Consider the following 16061-nt stretch of genomic DNA (forward strand, 5'->3'; position numbering starts at 1 on the left):
TTAAAAGACAGGCCTTAAGGCATTGTAAAAGATGGCGTTGTATTTACTGGTTAGCTCTGGACTAAATGGCTCGTGCATTTCGGCTGACTCGAGAATTTCTCTTGGCACGTTGAGGCTTGGCTCTGTGAGGTATTCTTCACTCAAAAATTTAGTAGCAGCGGTATTGACTAAAGAAGCTCCAAGATAATCGGCGATATAGGCCGCACGCTCTGGCTCATTCACAAATTCAATGAAGCGAAAAGCGAGCTCTTTGTTTTCACTTGTCTCAAATACCGCTAAGTTGTCTAGCCAGATTGTGGTTTTATTTTCAGGAAGTACATAGACAATGTTGTCGTCCATGTAGAGAAACTCAACTGCATCGCTGCTATATGATAGGGCCATATGAACTTGACCTGAGACTATCTCAGAGGCCATATATTTGTAATCAAACACTTTGTGTTTCTGAGCTTCTAGCAGCTTGCCTGCTCTATGCAAAGCGTCGTCATCTGCAGTGTTGATTGACTCTCCAAGTGCCAACATGGCTGAAGCCATGACGTCGCGCATTCCGGGTATCATCAACACTTTTCCCTCAAGAGACGGTGGTGGTGCCATGAGATCCATCCACGTAACAGTGTCTAACTCCACTAGGTCCTTACGGTATAAAACGCCGTTTGTTCCCCATAACCACGGTACACCGACATCAAAAATATTTGCCGCTTTTGATTTCCAGATTGGGTCGATGTATTGAAGGTTTGCAAGGCTTTGATATGGAATAATCGAAAATATATCGCTCTGATTGGATATCGCGCTTAACTCTTGGCGACTCAAAACAACCAAATCCATACCTTTGCCACGAGTTTCCACTATTAACTCTCTCGCATCTTCTTCAGATTCATAGTAAATCACCCTGACGGCATGGCCTGTCTCAGCTTCAAAATCATCAAGCACAGACTGCGGCATATAATCTTCCCAATTGTAGATCACCAAATCCTGAGAATATGCCCGACTCAATGTTAAGCAAAAAAGCAGCCCCATACATAGACACACGCGACTAACGAGATTATGTTTTATTAATCTAATATTTACCGCGCTTAGGAATCGAATTAATCGCATATTAAAGGTATCCCGTTATCCCCAAAAATAGCGTGCCTTGGGCGCCTTCTTCATCAAATTCATGATTGGAATAGCCCGCTTTTATATTCACATAATCATTTATGTAAGTGTTAAAGCCAATAAGGTAATCGTAGTAGCGCTCAAACCCGTCATCGTTAATACCGTACCGAAGATTAAGCTCCCACTCATCGAATATGTCGTAGTCAAATTCAAACTCTAAATATTTGGTCCCTAAATCGTCATCAACCAAATAACGAAGGGTAAGGAATAAGTACGATAGACCCACGAAATACTCAGTAGATGCCTCTGACTCACCGGAATATTCGTATCGATATAGCCCTAACTCTAAACTGGCATCTTCAAAGAGAGGCAATGTATACGCACCGTAAATATCAATCAAAATACCGTCATCTGAATCGCCAAAGTCATATTGATAAGCCCACAAGGAAGCAGAAAATCCTTCGGCTTGCTCATAATCTAAGCCCGCTTGCAATGACGGTTTTCCATTATTCAAATCAAAGCCCCGCCATAAAAAGTCACTCTCGATGGCAAGGGATGCACTGATGGTTTCTTCGGCTTTTAAATTAAATGTAGATAGCAGGGCTAGCAGTATCAGCACGTTTATTACAACATTGAATCCTAGCGGCTTGCGCTTTGATATGTGATGAGCTGCATGACTTTTTGTGTCACTCATGGTTTATCTCGATTAAATGTGATGCCGCTGATTAATGAATTTCGCAACCTGATTCTTGCTGCATTCGGTTCTTATCTAATTTATCGACTAAAGGAGAGTTTACTTAAACCATAATAGGCAACAAGCGCTGTTTTGATTGAGATAGTTAAACCTTGTGAATTACCTTTTAATGCTTAGACATTTGAGCTTACGCAGAGAAAGTCGATTAGGCTGGATAGCTGATGCATAAGAGGAATGAGGATTATCATATTAAAATTGCGAATTTCTTAAAATTGTCAGTTTAAACCTTGCTATCAACTTGTTAACTGATTGTTAATGGCTTATATTTACGAAAAAGGCGCGTAATAAAGCCTTAAACACCATGATACATATTGCAGGAGCAGTCACGTGATACTCAACCACATCTGGGGAATTTATACCTCTCCCAAACAAGAATGGCAAATTATAGATTATAAGCATGAAAGCTATTTTTATGCGCTTAGTCACATACTTATTATTGCAATTATTCCCTCAGCGATGGCCTTTTATGCTTCAGCTTATTTGGGCTGGAATATTGGCGCAGGTGTGACCGCCGAAACCATAAAACTTACTCCTCAAAGCGCCCTGCATATGGCCATAGCGATGTATTTCGGTCTAATATTTGGGGTAACTGCACTTGCCGTACTAATTCATGAATTAGCAAAATCCTTTGATGCTACGCCCACCTATACGCAAAGCCTAGAAATTGCTGCATACACTGCCACCCCTCTTTTCATGGCAGGTTTTAGCGCCTTCTACCCTGAGCTGTGGTTTATCATGACGATTGTACTAATTGGTATTTCATATTCAGTGTATTTACTTTATACGGGCGTACCAATAATCCTGCATATTCCACAAGAGAAAGGCTTTATCTTTTCTAGCTCGGTGGTTACATGTGGCCTAGTCTTAATGGTAATTCTAATGACAGGCTCCGTTATATTATGGAGTTATGGATTAGGTCCGCAGCACATGTAGCATTGTGTGTCTTAAACGAAAAACGCCATCTATTTGATGGCGTTTTTTGATTCAACGAAACATAAATACTGACTTAATTATCCATGTTATACATTTCTAAATTGCTGAGCTCAGCCTGGAACATTAACAGCCCTTTTGATAACTCTCCGCGGGCTTTATCAATTTGCTCTAAGTAATTCTGATCAACATCACCGGTCACGTAGTTACCGTCAAATACTGAGGTTTCAAAACGCGTGATTTGCGGGTTTTCTTCAGCTACAGCATCGACCAGGTCTTGAATATCCTGAAAAATAAGGCCGTCGGCTTTGATGCATTCGCAAATTTGTTCGATTTCTCTTCCGTAGGCAATCAGTTCATTGGCTGAGGGCATATCGATACCGTACACATTTGGAAACCTAATTTCAGGAGCCGCCGAGGCAAAGTATACTTTGTTTGCGCCCGACTCTCTTGCCATCTCAATGATTTGCTCAGAGGTGGTGCCTCGTACAATACTGTCGTCTACCAACAGCACGTTTTTACCTTTAAACTCAGATTTGATGGCGTTTAGTTTGCGCCGTACAGATTTTCTGCGCATGTTTTGGCCTGGCATAATAAAGGTGCGGCCAATGTAGCGATTTTTAACAAAGCCCTGTCGGTAAGGTAATTCGAGAGTATTGGCAATTTGTAGCGCGACATCCATTGATGTTTCGGGAATGGGGATCACCACGTCAATGTCTAATTCTTCCCACTCGCGTTTGATTTTTTCACCCAGTTTACGCCCCATATTTACGCGCGATGCATACACTGAGATGCCGTCAATGAAACTATCTGGACGAGCAAAATAAACAAACTCAAAAATACAAGGATTGAGCTTAGGCAGTTCAGCACACTGTTTGGTAAATAACTCACCTTGCTCGGTAACGTAAATGGCTTCGCCAGGGGCTACATCACGAATCAGAGTGAAGCCTACGGCGTCAAGCGCCACACTTTCTGATGCAACCATGTATTCGTCACCCAATTGCGTGACGCGCTTGCCTAACACTAAAGGACGGATGCCATTTGGATCTCTAAAGGCCACCATGCCTTGCCCAATAACCGCAGCGACTACCGCATAAGCGCCTTTTATTTGTTTGTGGACTTTCTCGACCGCTGCAAATATTTCATTTGGCTGCACCGTGAGGCCAGCAGTTTGATGCAAAGCATGCGCAAAGATATTCAACAACAGTTCAGAATCAGACGTGGTATTGATATGTCTGCGTGCAATCTTAAATACTTCATCTTGGAGCTGAACTGAATTGGTCAAATTACCATTGTGCGCAAACGCGATACCAAATGGCGAGTTTACATAAAATGGCTGAGCTTCCGCAGAGCTTGAGCTTCCCGCAGTTGGGTAGCGGCAATGGCCAATGCCTACTTTACCGGTGAGGCGTTTCATGTGACGAGTATGAAATACATCACGTACCAAACCATTGCCTTTGCGCAAATTAAACATGTTGTCTTCAATAGTCATGATACCCGCAGCGTCTTGGCCGCGATGCTGCAACACGATAAGCGCATCATATAAGGATTGGTTTACGTGATCTTTACCAACTATACCAACAATGCCACACATATTTAAAACACCTTATATCGCGTCGGAGAGAAAGCTCGAGCTTTCTTTGACATATTCAAAAAACCATTCAATGATAAATGCAAACTCAGGGACTAATAGTGATTGTGTCCACCAGGCAGAACCGCCAGCCGGCGTAAATGTATCTAAGAAGAATAATGCTGCGCTGACTACCAATACGCCGCGCAGAGCACCGAATACCGCTCCTAAGACACGATCGGTACCTGATAAACCGGTGGCTTTAACAAGCTGAGAAATAACATAGTTAACCAGGGCGCCAGCAATCAGCGTACCGATAAATAAAATCGCGACTGCTACACCATTGCGGATCATGGTATCGTCTATTTGTGAAAGATATTTAGCAAGATGAAGATAAAACTGACTGGCGACAAAAAAGGCAGACAACCATACGATTAACGATAGAGCCTCTTTAACAAATCCTCGAACAACGCTAATGACCGCAGAAAATACGATGATGCCTAAGATAGTAAAGTCAAACCAATTCATGCGTGACAACCATTCCAATACAGATGTGGAGATGCAAATCGAAGTGGCGCGGAGTTTAGCAAATTAACTTATTCAGCGCTAACTTCAAATGCAGTTATTTTACCTTTTAATTGGGTCAGCTCTTGTAAATGTGGCAATGCTTGCTCTAAGCGCACCCTTTCTAATTCAGGCCCGACAAAAACTTTATTCAACATGCCGACTTTGGTTTTCACCGGTTGACTATATGCTCGATAACCCGCCTGACGAAGAGTCGCAATAAGCTCATTTACATTTTTTTCGTTACGAAAGCTTCCCAATTGAATGACCCAACCTGAATCCTTTACTTCAATTTCAACCTCGGGCTCATCAAGCTCAGCGGTAACTGTGTTTTGACTTTCTTTAGGCTCTGAGCGCGATATGTTTGTGGCGGTCGTATCGTTTGTTTGTGTTTGTGCTTGGCTTTGCTCAGAATTAGCGGCATCGTCTAGCACATCGTCAATCGCGATTTCGTCGACCACTTCTGCTGGACGGTAAGCGTTATCATCGAGTATTTGCTGAGGGAATTGTTCAGCGCTTTCAACCACGATAGATGCCGGCGGCGGCGGAATATCGACAAACTCCTGATTGCTCTGAGTCTTCTCACCGTCGAGAATTTCAGGTAACAAAATCACAACTAAGGCAACCACGATGATCGTGCCCACTAATCTATTTTGTAACGCAGAATTCATATCGTTTTGCCATTATCCAATGGATGTGTTTTAAAAAATGTCATCGCTTGAGAAACTGTCACAAACGAACCGAATATAACTATCATATCAGTATTTGCTGCCTGTTTAATAGCGCTTGATAATGCACTGTCAATTGCATCAAAGCCCGCGATGCTTTTGGCACTTTCATTTGGTACTGATTTGATTAAGCGTTCAAAGCTCTGACCCCGCGCACTGGGCAAACTCGCGCAATACCAATGCGCAGGCGTACCGCGAAGCGTTTGCAAAGTATCTTCAATATTTTTGTCTTTTAACATGCCCACAACGATATGACATTCACGGTACTCAAAAGTGCCAAGCTTTTCTTGCAGATACTCACCTGACGCTTGGTTATGTGCCACGTCCAATAAAATGTACGGAGACCGACTGATAAGCTGCGCCCTGCCCGCAAGTGAAGTATTTTCAATGATCGCCCCCAGCGCCTCGCTATTTTCTAAGACATGACTTAGCTTTATTACTAGCGACTTAGGTAAAACCTGCTCCAAAAATTTGAGACTTGCGATAGCGGTCATAACGTTCGGCGCTGGGATTGCCGAAGCTTGCCAGTCATACCGACGAATTTCCCCGCCCCACTTGAGCTCCCCTTGATAGCCTTGCTCGACTGCTCGATAAGAAAAATCTAAGCCCGCTCTTAAAATGCTATTGTTTTGATCATGTAGCCATTTTTCAGCTTCACTATAATATTCTTGAAACCCAACAACAGTGCGTTTATTGGCTTTAACAATACCAGCTTTTTCGCGGGCAATTTGCCCTAAAGTGTTACCTAAATAATCTTGATGATCTAATGAAATACTGGTGATTATGTTAATGTCAGCATCAATGATGTTGGTTGCGTCTAAGCGACCGCCTAATCCAACCTCAAGAATCACAACATCCACAGCCGCTCGCTGAAACAAGCACATTGCTGCCAAAGTCGCATATTCAAAATACGTCATGCTGATCTCGGCTTTCGCCTCTTCAATCGAATCGAAAGCCTCACAAATATCGGCATCGATAGCATTTTGAGCATTTATGCGAATGCGCTCGTTGAATACTAATAGGTGCGGAGAACTATACACGCCAACACTTAAACCAGCTGCTAGGCATACTTGCTCAATGAGTCTACAAGTGGTGCCTTTGCCATTGGTGCCGGAAACGGTAATAAGCACTGCTTGACCGAAGTTTAGGTCTAAACGTTTAGCGACTTCGGCTACACGGGTTAGACCCATGTCGATGTCGGTAGGATGGCCTGCCTCAATTTTGGCAAGCCATTGTGCGAGTGTTTTCATGGGAGTTGAATGCGTAGATTATTGCTCTATTTTAAGCTGCTCAGTATTTTCAGCATGATTACCGTGCAGTTTCCGTAATATGCGATACAAGGTATCGCGCATTTCGCGTCGGTCGACAATCATATCTATCGCGCCTTTTTCGAGTAAAAACTCACTGCGCTGAAAACCTTCGGGAAGCTTTTCACGCACGGTTTGCTCAATAACGCGTGGACCAGCAAAACCAATTAAGGCTTTAGGTTCAGCAATGTTGATGTCGCCTAACATTGCTAAACTTGCTGATACTCCGCCCATAGTCGGGTCGGTTAGCACAGAAATATAAGGTAGGCCTTGCTTGCTTAACTTTGCCAAAGCAGCGCTGGTTTTCGCCATCTGCATTAATGACAGTAAAGCCTCTTGCATGCGAGCGCCACCACTGGTCGAAATACAAATTAATGGGGTATCATTCTCTAAACAGTCGTTCACCGCCGCGACAAAACGCGCGCCAACCACTGATGCCATAGAGCCGCCTAAAAAAGCAAACTCAAAAGACGCAATAACCACAGGCATACCATTCATGGTGCCTTTCATTACCACCAGCGCGTCTTTTTCTTTGGTTGCTTTTTGCGCAGCGGTAATGCGGTCTTTATATTTTTTAGAATCTTTAAATTTTAAAATATCTTGAGGCTCAAATTCGGCGCCCAATTCTTTGCGATTTAGTTTATCTAACAACGAATTAATACGCGCTCGGGCGCTGATGCGCATGTGGTGATCACATTTCGGGCAGACTTCAAGCAGTTTCTCAAGCTCTGTTTTGTAAAGCACGGCCTGACAGGCGCTGCATTTTGTCCAGATCCCTTCTGGTACGTTGCTTTTAATAGAATTTTGCGTTTTTGGCAGTATCTTCTCGATCCAGCTCATCTATATATTCCTATTATTTTTGTATAATTGCGGCTAGTTTTCGCCGCTTTGTTGTATTAAACCATATTCACGGTATAGGCAAAACTAAAAACACCGATTAGTAGACTCGTCTGATCAGTATTTAGTTATCTAAAAACAAAGGCCCGATGGGTATGTCTGGCAATTCGAAAGGTTCAGCGTACACCACTTTAACCAAATATAAGCCATTAGGCTTAGCGGTTGTTGCCGCCAATTTACGGTCTTTTTGTGCCAGCAGTTGCGCCATCCACTCGACGGGTTGTTCTCCTTGCCCTATGACCAGCAAAGACCCCACAATATTTCTAACCATATGATGCAAAAACGCGTTAGCGAGAATATCCACAATAAGGTAACGTCCCTGACGATGCACCGAAACACTTTTTACGGTTCTGACTGGAGATTTGGCTTGGCAAAGTGAGGCTCTGAAAGTAGTAAAGTCATTTTTACCCACTAAACACTGGGCCGCTTGATGCATTAAATCAGCATCTAAAGGCTGATAAACATGCGTGATGCCCGTATTCAAAATCCCCGGGCGCAGTGGCGAGTTATAAATTATATAGCGGTAGCGACGCTCTATGGCACTGAAACGTGCATGAAAGTCATCGGGCATCTGTTTTGCCCAAGTGATGGCAATGTCGTGAGGCATCTTTGTATTCAAACCGCGATCATAGGCTTTTATTGGTCGCTCAAGGTCAGTGTCAAAATGCACAACTTGCCCAGTTGCGTTGACCCCTGCATCGGTCCTGCCGGCACAAGTAATATGCACTTCGTGACGCAGAATATTTTCCAGAGCCGCTTCTACATGCTTCTGCACACTTGGCACGTCTGCTTGTTTTTGCCAACCTCTGTATGCACCGCCTTGATATTCGATGCCTAAGGCAATACGCATAGTAATCTATTCTTATCTTTTAGGTTTAACGCGCTGACGATGTTGCGCGACTTTATTGGTTTTATGCTTGCGCACTGAACGGCGCATTCTGCTGAGTTTAGTGTGATCAAGCTTGTCTAGCGTATGGACTTTTGTTTCAGTCTCTGCGGGCAGTTGCACCATTTTGCGTAACGCATTCATGTTTTCCAAATCTAACTCAATCCATGCTCCCTGCGGCAAGCGCTTGAACATTTCTAAGTTACCGTAACGGGTGCGGATCAGTCGACTCACCTGCACGCCTTGCGATTCCCACAAACGACGCACTTCTCTATTTCGACCTTCCGATAGGGTAACGTTAAACCACTGGTTCACCGATTCATCGTCGGTAGGTCTGACATGAATATGATTGAATTTTGCAATTCCGTCGTCGAGCTTAACGCCCTTAGAAAGGTTTCTCAAAATCGTTGGGGTGACATCCCCAAATATTCGCACCGCATATTCACGCTCAACTTCATGAGAAGGATGCATCAAGCGATTTGCTAATTCCCCGTCGTTGGTAAACAACAAAAGCCCGCTTGTATTAATATCTAAGCGGCCTACCGCAATCCAACGTTCGCCGGTAATTTGTGGCAGGCGGTCGAATACGGTGGCACGCCCTTCAGGGTCGTTACGAGAGCAAAGCTCTCCTTCGGGTTTGTTGTACATCAATACACGGCAAGGTGACTTTTCTTTGCTTCTGGAAATATTGTTGCCGTCTACGCGAAGTTGATCGGTCAATTCTACACGGTCTCCTAAGGTCGCGACTTTACCGTTGACCGAGATACGCCCCTGTTCAATCCATTTTTCCATCTCACGTCTTGAGCCAATACCATTATTGGCTAAGACTTTTTGCAGTTTTTCACTCATATCAGTGTAATGTTCCAGTGTTGTTGCTTTCGTCATCAGTCGCTACTGACGGGCTAAGCGCCGCTGCTTGTGCAGCTTGAAAAGATTCGTCAAACATATCAGCCGAAGGCAATTCTGATAGCGAAGACAAAGCAAAATAATCTAAAAAAGTCGGCGTAGTCGCAAACAAGGCTGGACGGCCAGGGACTTCTTTGTGCCCTACTACTTTTATCCAGTCACGTTCCATTAGAGACTTTATAATCTGACTGCTTACGGCAACTCCACGGACTTCTTCAATCTCACCGCGTGTAATGGGCTGTTTATAAGCAATCAGAGAAAGCGTTTCAAGCATGGCGCGAGAATATTTAGGCACTGTCTCTTGCCATAAGCGACTCAAGATTTGCCCTAGGCCGGAGTTTGATTGAAAGCGATAGCCTGATGCCACTTTTACTAGCTGTATACCCCTTGGCGCATAATCTAATTCAAGCTCTTTAATGACTTTGTTTAGTTGCCGTATAGACACGTCAAATTCACTTAATACGGTGGCTCTCATTTTCTCTATAGACAACGGCGTATCTGCCACAAAAATTGCGGCCTCTAACAATTGTTTTAGCTGCACGTCATTAATTTTATTCATCGCAACTGCTCATAATGATCTTGGTATTCTTGATCAACCAGTTTCACATATAGATTACTATAGGGCGTTGCCTGCTGAAGCATTACCAAGCCTTCTTTAACCAGTTCTAAAATAGCAATAAATGTGACGACCAAACCCGGCTTCCCCTCTTCTGGCTTAAGAACGGTATCTAATCCGACATAGTCGATGTTATTCAGCTGCATCATCAGCAAGCTCATCCGCTCTCGGGTCGACAAAGTCTCTTTTGCAATATGATGATGCTCAAAAGCATTTGCTCTTTGCATCACCGCGCTGAAAGCCAGCGCAAGTTCTTGTAGCTGAACTTGCGGTAAATGTTTTATCGGTTGCACATTTTCACTCACGTCAGAATGCGCCACATGTAAATCACGCTGCAGACGCGGCGCCAAATCTAGGGCATGAGCCGCATGTTTGATACGCTCATATTCTTTTAATCTGCGAATAAGCTCAGCGCGTGGATCGGCTTCTTCGTCATCTTGGTTAACAAGCTGAGGAAGCAAAAGTCGAGATTTTATTTCAGCTAACATCGCCGCCATGACCAAATACTCACCGGCTAATTCTAACTTTACGTCGGTAATCGTCTCGACATAAGCCATGTATTGTTGGGTAACTTGCAGAACCGGCAACTCAACAATATCAAATTTTTGCTTGCGAATAAGGTATAGCAATAAATCTAGCGGACCTTCAAACGTTTCTAAAATGACCTCGAGCGCTTCTGGCGGAATATATAGGTCTTCTGGCTTTTCAATGATCGCTTCGCCATTTACGAAAGCCAGTGCGAGTGGCTGCTGTTGCGTGAGCGAGTTCGGTAGAGCCGGATTATCAGGCATGAATAAGCCGACTCACTCGAAAGGTGTGGGGTCACCACTGCCATAGCGAAGTATCGTTGTTTCACCCTCAGACATATCAATCACGGTCGTAGGCTGTTCACCTAAGTACCCTCCGTGGATAATTAGGCCAACGCGTTTTTCTAGTTTATCGCGAATTTCCTCTGGATCGGTCTCAGCCATGCTTTCGTTTGGCAAAATGAGCGTAGTAGACATCAAAGGCGAGCCTAACTCTTCTAAAATTGCCAGAGCAATAGGATTATTCGGCACCCGAATACCGATGGTTTTACGCTTTGGGTTTTGTAGGCGTTTAGGCACTTCTTTAGTCGCTTTTAAAATAAACGTGTAAGGACCTGGGGTGTTATTTTTTATTTGCCGAAAAGCGACATTGTCAACGCGAGCGTAAACCGAAAGCTCAGACATATCACGACACATCAGCGTAAAATTGTGCTCTTTATCAATATCTCGAATACGGCAGATTTGATCCAAAGCTTTTTTATTCTCCATCTGACAGCCGATGGCATAGCCTGAATCAGTGGGATAAACAACTACTTCGCCCTGATTAATCAATTCACAGGTTTGCCGCACAAGTCTTGCTTGAGGGTTATCCGGATGAATATAAAAAAACTGGCTCATTGTTCAAAAACCTTTAAAGATGACAACATTGCGTCGAGGGGCGCAGTATACCAAAGTATTGCGCCGGATGTTACGTTTCAACGCAGGTGAAAGGGCTCTTTTTTAACTTTCTCTAATGTTTTCATTTAGGTGTTGCCAATCGTGCCATATTGGCGAGATTGTATCCGGTAACTGCAGGCGTTTGCCTAATTCTGTCCACCGGCTTGGCGCGTGGAAGTCACTGCCCGCGCTGGCCAGCAATCCGTACTCTAAAGCTAATGAGACCATCATATCGTGCTTAGGCTTGGCTAAATTAGAGTGCTGCACTTCCATTGCCTCGCCCCCCGCGGCTTTAAAGTCAGTGAGCAGACGACGCAGCCACTTTGTCGTCATATCGTAATGATAAGGATGGGCTAACACTGCTTGGCCTTTTGCCTCCTTGATCCACTGCACTGCAGTGGCCAGATCAATCCATTTAGGTGTGGCGTAAGCTTTTTTGTCTTTCCCTAAAAACTGCGTGAAGGCCTGCTGCGGATGTGAGCATATGTTTTTGCTAACTAGAACCTGTGCAAAGTGCCCTCGAGAAACTACGCCCTTTGCGCGTGCTTTAACTTCTGACAACTCAATATCAATACCCGCTTTTTGAAGCTTGTCTATGATAGTAAGGCTGCGGTCTTCGCGTTTTTGTTGTTGCTCACCGAGTCGAGCAAGGAATGTAGCATCTTGCTCATCTACATTTAGACCCAAGACATGAATTTCAAAACCATGCCACCGAGTTGATATTTCGACACCGCTCAACACGCTTAATTTTGGTGCGTATTGCTTGGCGTATTCTTTTGCCTGCGCGATCCCGGCAATTGTATCGTGATCAGTAATAGCAAGCACATCAACCTGCATTTGCTGTGCACGCATAACGAGTTCTTGTGGGGTAAGTGCACCATCTGATTGTGTGGTGTGCGAGTGCAGATCTATTTTCAATTTAAGCAGCCTATTTCGAATCTATACTAATGATACCGCGAAATACTGAAAAAAACGCGGTTTGACTTAATAGAAGACTAATTAAGGTCGATAAAGCATTAATTCACCATCTCAGTAAACCCATAAGTGAACCCAACCAGATATGCTTTTTTCAAACAGCAAGCAAGCGGATGATAGTTGGTCGGAGCGCCTCAAGAAAAACAGTCTAATCATGATTCTCGCTTTTGCAGTGATGGGATGGTTTAGTGCAGCCGATCTAAAGCTCATGATGTCATCGAACAGTTGGAATAGTGTGCCTGCGACAGTCATCGAATCACAGATAAATAGAGGATTTCGGGGTGGCCCCGATTCTCCTCACATTGCCTTTGCTTATACCGTTAACGGACAAACATACATTAGTGAGCAGATAGATTTTGGTCAGTGGAACTATGATGTAGCGCACTATTTGCAAAAGTATCCGATAGGTAAAACCGTTAGCGCATTTTATGACCCCATTGCTCCGCAACGCGCAGTCTTAGAAAAATCAGGCTCTGTAGCCGCAAATCTTTTGCTGGTGCTATTGATGTGGGGCAGTGCTGCTTGCTTAGTACACTACCGCTTTAAAAACTGAGTTATTTAGTGGAGCTTGCTTAAGCGACAAGTTTTCCAATGACTGATTCAATAAGCGATCCCATTGCCCACGACAATGGAATCGACAAAGAGAGTAACAGTGCACGTGCTCCCTGGGACAGGTCTAAGGGCCATTCTGATGAATTCGCAATTTCTTGTTTAGCATTAATTAGCGCGCTGAGTGTTCTTAAGCGACTCGGATCATCGATAATAGATGTTGCGACTCACGCGTAATTCGGGAGCATTATTTACTTATAGCTTGCATCGAGGCTATCAAATTCGCAACAAATTCACCCCTTGTCTAGATTTCTACTTGACAAGTTTTGCCGTTTGTTATCTCCTATACGCCTGTTAGCCCGACGTCGGTCTCAAATATTACCTAGACACGCGGGCGTTTAAACGTCATATATTCGGAATCGTGCAATGCAGACACAAGTATTATCATTAGTTTGGTGGTGGAGCAACCAACCCTAGGGCTGGCGGCATGTTTGTGCACGTGATAAAGGCCCGTTATGCGGGCTTTTTTTATGGGTTTTGTTTGTAACTGCATCTCACTCGAACAATGGCAATTAGCAATAATCAATAGGAATGAATATGAGTTTGGTAGAATTAGGCACGGCCCCGGGCAGTGTCGAAACTATTCTAATCGATACACCTTATGTCGCTGATCCTCTGCGCGCATACAAGGCTTTAGCAAAACCTCACAGCATCTTGCTAGAATCGGCTGAAATTGACAGCAAAGATAACTTAAAGAGCCTGATCTTAGTCGATGCGGCCTTGCGCATAGAGTGCCAAGAACAAAAGGTCTTGGTTAGTGCCGTTTCAAATAATGGTCATTCATTGATTACTTTTTTGCAGCAAAAGCTGAGCGCGTTCGTTATTAGCAGTGCACCAAATCAAATCACCCTACAGTTTGCATCCGCAGACAACCAACTAGACGAAGATACGCGCCTAAAACAAGCCTCGGTATTCGATGTGCTTCGCACCATCCAACGTGAAATCAAAACACTGCGGAGTCATCCTCATGCAGTATTTTTAGGCGGGGTGTTTGCATACGACTTACTGGCAAGCCTTGAGGTATTGCCGCGCGTACCAAAGGGCCTTAATACTTGTCCAGACTACGTATTCTATTTGGCGGAAACCTTGGTTTTAATCGACCACCAGCAGCAAAAAACCGAGATACTCGGCAGTGTATTTAGTGCCTCTGATGTGGCGCAAAATTACTTTAATGTGCAGCAACGCCTTGAAGTAGTGAAGCACGCAATTGTGCAGCTTGATGAAGTTAAGTTTTCAACAAACAACCGAGATAGCGCGGTGCGCAGTGATAAAACCCTGAGTGTCGATAAGTCAGACGTAGAATACTGCCAAGATGTGATTAATTTGCAAGAACATATCCTCGACGGCGATATATTCCAAGTTGTGCCTTCACGCACTTTTTCCTTACCCTGTGCTGATTCTTTACTTGCTTATAAACGCTTAAAGCAAACTAACCCCTCGCCCTATATGTTTTATTTGCAAGACGATGACTTTGTAATCTTTGGCGCATCGCCTGAATCGGCTCTCAAATATGAAACTAGATCCAATCAAGTGGAAATTTATCCTATTGCTGGCACCCGCCCTCGTGGCAGACGTCCTGACGGCAGTTTAGATTTGGATCTCGACAGTCGCCTTGAGCTTAATTTGCAGCAAGACGAAAAAGAAAAATCAGAGCACATCATGCTGGTCGACTTAGCCAGAAACGATGTGGCAAAGGTTTCAAAGCCAGGCACTCGACATGTCAAAGACCTTTTAAAAGTCGACCGCTATTCTCATGTGATGCATCTAGTGTCTAGAGTGGTCGGTCAGTTGCGCGACGATTTAGATGCCCTGCATGCCTATCAGGCCTGTATGAATATGGGTACCTTAATTGGCGCGCCTAAAATCAGCGCAGCCAGCCTGATTCGCCATACCGAAAAGTGCACACGAGGCAGTTATGGCGGCGCGGTGGGTTATTTAAACGGCAATGGCGACTTTGATACCTGCATTGTGATCAGAAGCGCATTTGTGGCCAATCATATCGCCTACATTCAAGCGGGCGCGGGCGTGGTAAAAGATTCGGTTCCGCAATCTGAAGCTGATGAAACACGCGCAAAAGCCCAAGCGGTTATCCAAGCAATTATGACCGCTGATTTAGCGCAAGATATTGATGGGGAGGCTGAGCATGTTTGATATTCGTACATTAAAAGTTGTGCTTATTGATAACCACGACAGTTTCACCTACAACTTAGTCGACGAACTTAGGGTTATGGGCGTGGAGCTCAAAGTATTTAGAAATACCGTAGCGGTAGAAAAAATCTGCCAACAGTTAGCCGATTATCAAGCACATAGCCCGACCTTACTGATGCTATCTCCGGGTCCCGGCGCACCCTCTGATGCTGGCAATATGCCGCAGGTGATTGAGGCGGTGAAAGGTAAATATCCCGTATTAGGCATTTGCCTAGGTCACCAAGCTATAGTAGAAGCCTACGGCGGAGAAGTGGGCAGAGCCGAAGATGTTATGCATGGCAAAGCCTCATTAATGACCCACGCTTACCCTAATGTATTTAAAGCGCTACCTCAACCGCTCTCTATCGCTCGATATCATTCTTTGGTTGCACGGCGCGTACCAGATTGTTTGCAAGTGATTGCGGGCATAGACCACTTGCCTATGGCGATAATCCACGAGGCTGATAAGATGCTTGGCTTCCAATTTCACCCTGAATCAATACTCACCTGTGACGGCAGCTTATTGCTTCAGCAGGCGATGGCGTATTTAGCCATCAAAGCAAGGTAAGGATGTCTG

Annotated in this window: 17 protein-coding genes; 4 read left to right on the forward strand and 13 right to left on the reverse strand. The window is 44.3% G+C overall.

From position 1 onward, the window contains the following. Nucleotides 1–939, reverse strand: coding sequence for a spermidine/putrescine ABC transporter substrate-binding protein (locus AB9H30_RS04335; RefSeq protein WP_371193412.1), 939 nt, complete (start codon nt 937–939; stop codon nt 1–3). Nucleotides 940–1093: 154 nt separating this feature from the next. Then, nucleotides 1094–1786, reverse strand: coding sequence for a TorF family putative porin (locus AB9H30_RS04340; protein WP_371193413.1), 693 nt, complete (start codon nt 1784–1786; stop codon nt 1094–1096). Between the two features lie 387 nt (nt 1787–2173). On the opposite strand from AB9H30_RS04340, the gene AB9H30_RS04345 reads away from it, so the two are divergent. Continuing rightward, nucleotides 2174–2779, forward strand: coding sequence for a Yip1 family protein (locus tag AB9H30_RS04345; protein WP_371193414.1), 606 nt, complete (start codon nt 2174–2176; stop codon nt 2777–2779). A gap of 73 nt (nt 2780–2852) precedes the next feature. On the opposite strand, the gene purF is transcribed toward AB9H30_RS04345, so the two are convergent. From purF to AB9H30_RS04400, 11 genes are all read right to left on the reverse strand, one after another. Continuing rightward, complete coding sequence (gene purF / locus AB9H30_RS04350) at nt 2853–4370, reverse strand: amidophosphoribosyltransferase (RefSeq protein WP_371193415.1); 1518 nt, start codon at nt 4368–4370, stop codon at nt 2853–2855. A gap of 12 nt (nt 4371–4382) precedes the next feature. After that, entirely contained in the window at nt 4383–4874 is a 492-nt protein-coding gene (locus AB9H30_RS04355) for a CvpA family protein (protein ID WP_371193416.1), read from the reverse strand. A 68-nt stretch (nt 4875–4942) separates the two neighbouring features. Beyond that, nucleotides 4943–5581, reverse strand: coding sequence for an SPOR domain-containing protein (locus AB9H30_RS04360; protein ID WP_371193417.1), 639 nt, complete (start codon nt 5579–5581; stop codon nt 4943–4945). Next, the gene (gene folC / locus AB9H30_RS04365; protein ID WP_371193418.1) at nt 5578–6888 is read right to left on the reverse strand and encodes a bifunctional tetrahydrofolate synthase/dihydrofolate synthase; all 1311 of its coding nucleotides are present in this window, start codon (nt 6886–6888) and stop codon (nt 5578–5580) included. Before folC ends, AB9H30_RS04360 begins: the two co-directional genes overlap by 4 nt. Before the next feature lie 18 nt (nt 6889–6906). Beyond that, nucleotides 6907–7785 carry an acetyl-CoA carboxylase, carboxyltransferase subunit beta gene (gene accD / locus AB9H30_RS04370; RefSeq protein WP_371193419.1) on the reverse strand — a complete coding sequence of 293 codons (879 nt, stop codon included), beginning with the start codon at nt 7783–7785 and terminating at the stop codon, nt 6907–6909. Between the two features lie 121 nt (nt 7786–7906). Next, nucleotides 7907–8692 carry a tRNA pseudouridine(38-40) synthase TruA gene (gene truA, locus AB9H30_RS04375; protein WP_371193420.1) on the reverse strand — a complete coding sequence of 262 codons (786 nt, stop codon included), beginning with the start codon at nt 8690–8692 and terminating at the stop codon, nt 7907–7909. Between the two features lie 12 nt (nt 8693–8704). Beyond that, the gene (gene rluB, locus AB9H30_RS04380; protein WP_371193485.1) at nt 8705–9577 is read right to left on the reverse strand and encodes a 23S rRNA pseudouridine(2605) synthase RluB; all 873 of its coding nucleotides are present in this window, start codon (nt 9575–9577) and stop codon (nt 8705–8707) included. 1 nt (nt 9578) lies between these two features. Then, nucleotides 9579–10193 (reverse strand): SMC-Scp complex subunit ScpB, encoded by a 615-nt coding sequence (scpB, locus tag AB9H30_RS04385; RefSeq protein ID WP_371193421.1) that lies wholly within the window; start codon nt 10191–10193, stop codon nt 9579–9581. Beyond that, nucleotides 10190–11041 carry a ScpA family protein gene (locus AB9H30_RS04390; RefSeq protein WP_371193422.1) on the reverse strand — a complete coding sequence of 284 codons (852 nt, stop codon included), beginning with the start codon at nt 11039–11041 and terminating at the stop codon, nt 10190–10192. The genes scpB and AB9H30_RS04390 overlap by 4 nt, the downstream gene beginning before the upstream one ends. A 12-nt stretch (nt 11042–11053) precedes the next feature. After that, entirely contained in the window at nt 11054–11674 is a 621-nt protein-coding gene (locus AB9H30_RS04395; RefSeq protein WP_371193423.1) for an L-threonylcarbamoyladenylate synthase, read from the reverse strand. Nucleotides 11675–11776: 102 nt separating this feature from the next. Beyond that, nucleotides 11777–12631 (reverse strand): PHP domain-containing protein, encoded by an 855-nt coding sequence (locus AB9H30_RS04400; RefSeq protein ID WP_371193424.1) that lies wholly within the window; start codon nt 12629–12631, stop codon nt 11777–11779. A gap of 142 nt (nt 12632–12773) precedes the next feature. On the opposite strand from AB9H30_RS04400, the gene AB9H30_RS04405 reads away from it, so the two are divergent. The 3 genes from AB9H30_RS04405 (at nt 12774) to AB9H30_RS04415 (ending at nt 16052) form a co-directional block, all read left to right on the forward strand. Then, complete coding sequence (locus tag AB9H30_RS04405; RefSeq protein WP_371193425.1) at nt 12774–13241, forward strand: DUF3592 domain-containing protein; 468 nt, start codon at nt 12774–12776, stop codon at nt 13239–13241. Nucleotides 13242–13834: 593 nt separating this feature from the next. Further along, entirely contained in the window at nt 13835–15448 is a 1614-nt protein-coding gene (locus AB9H30_RS04410; protein WP_371193426.1) for an anthranilate synthase component 1, read from the forward strand. Continuing rightward, nucleotides 15441–16052: an aminodeoxychorismate/anthranilate synthase component II gene (locus tag AB9H30_RS04415; RefSeq protein WP_371193427.1), complete on the forward strand. Its 612-nt coding sequence runs from the start codon at nt 15441–15443 to the stop codon at nt 16050–16052. The genes AB9H30_RS04410 and AB9H30_RS04415 overlap by 8 nt, the downstream gene beginning before the upstream one ends. The last annotated feature ends 9 nt before the right edge of the window (nt 16053–16061 follow it).

The organism is Glaciecola sp. SC05, assembly GCF_041380235.1.
Classification (GTDB): domain Bacteria; phylum Pseudomonadota; class Gammaproteobacteria; order Enterobacterales; family Alteromonadaceae; genus Glaciecola.

Bases quoted from the DNA above. Each gene is read 5' to 3' on its own strand.
- AB9H30_RS04335 (WP_371193412.1), bottom strand. From the start codon at position 939: ATGCCGCAGTCTGTGCTTGATGATTTTGAAGCTGAGACAGGCCATGCC.
- AB9H30_RS04340 (WP_371193413.1), bottom strand. From the start codon at position 1,786: ATGAGTGACACAAAAAGTCATGCAGCTCATCACATATCAAAGCGCAAG.
- purF (WP_371193415.1), bottom strand. From the start codon at position 4,370: ATGTGTGGCATTGTTGGTATAGTTGGTAAAGATCACGTAAACCAATCC.
- AB9H30_RS04355 (WP_371193416.1), bottom strand. From the start codon at position 4,874: ATGAATTGGTTTGACTTTACTATCTTAGGCATCATCGTATTTTCTGCG.
- AB9H30_RS04360 (WP_371193417.1), bottom strand. From the start codon at position 5,581: ATGAATTCTGCGTTACAAAATAGATTAGTGGGCACGATCATCGTGGTT.
- folC (WP_371193418.1), bottom strand. From the start codon at position 6,888: ATGAAAACACTCGCACAATGGCTTGCCAAAATTGAGGCAGGCCATCCT.
- accD (WP_371193419.1), bottom strand. From the start codon at position 7,785: ATGAGCTGGATCGAGAAGATACTGCCAAAAACGCAAAATTCTATTAAA.
- truA (WP_371193420.1), bottom strand. From the start codon at position 8,692: ATGCGTATTGCCTTAGGCATCGAATATCAAGGCGGTGCATACAGAGGT.
- rluB (WP_371193485.1), bottom strand. From the start codon at position 9,577: ATGAGTGAAAAACTGCAAAAAGTCTTAGCCAATAATGGTATTGGCTCA.
- scpB (WP_371193421.1), bottom strand. From the start codon at position 10,193: ATGAATAAAATTAATGACGTGCAGCTAAAACAATTGTTAGAGGCCGCA.
- AB9H30_RS04390 (WP_371193422.1), bottom strand. From the start codon at position 11,041: ATGCCTGATAATCCGGCTCTACCGAACTCGCTCACGCAACAGCAGCCA.
- AB9H30_RS04395 (WP_371193423.1), bottom strand. From the start codon at position 11,674: ATGAGCCAGTTTTTTTATATTCATCCGGATAACCCTCAAGCAAGACTT.
- AB9H30_RS04405 (WP_371193425.1), top strand. From the start codon at position 12,774: ATGCTTTTTTCAAACAGCAAGCAAGCGGATGATAGTTGGTCGGAGCGC.
- AB9H30_RS04410 (WP_371193426.1), top strand. From the start codon at position 13,835: ATGAGTTTGGTAGAATTAGGCACGGCCCCGGGCAGTGTCGAAACTATT.
- AB9H30_RS04415 (WP_371193427.1), top strand. From the start codon at position 15,441: ATGTTTGATATTCGTACATTAAAAGTTGTGCTTATTGATAACCACGAC.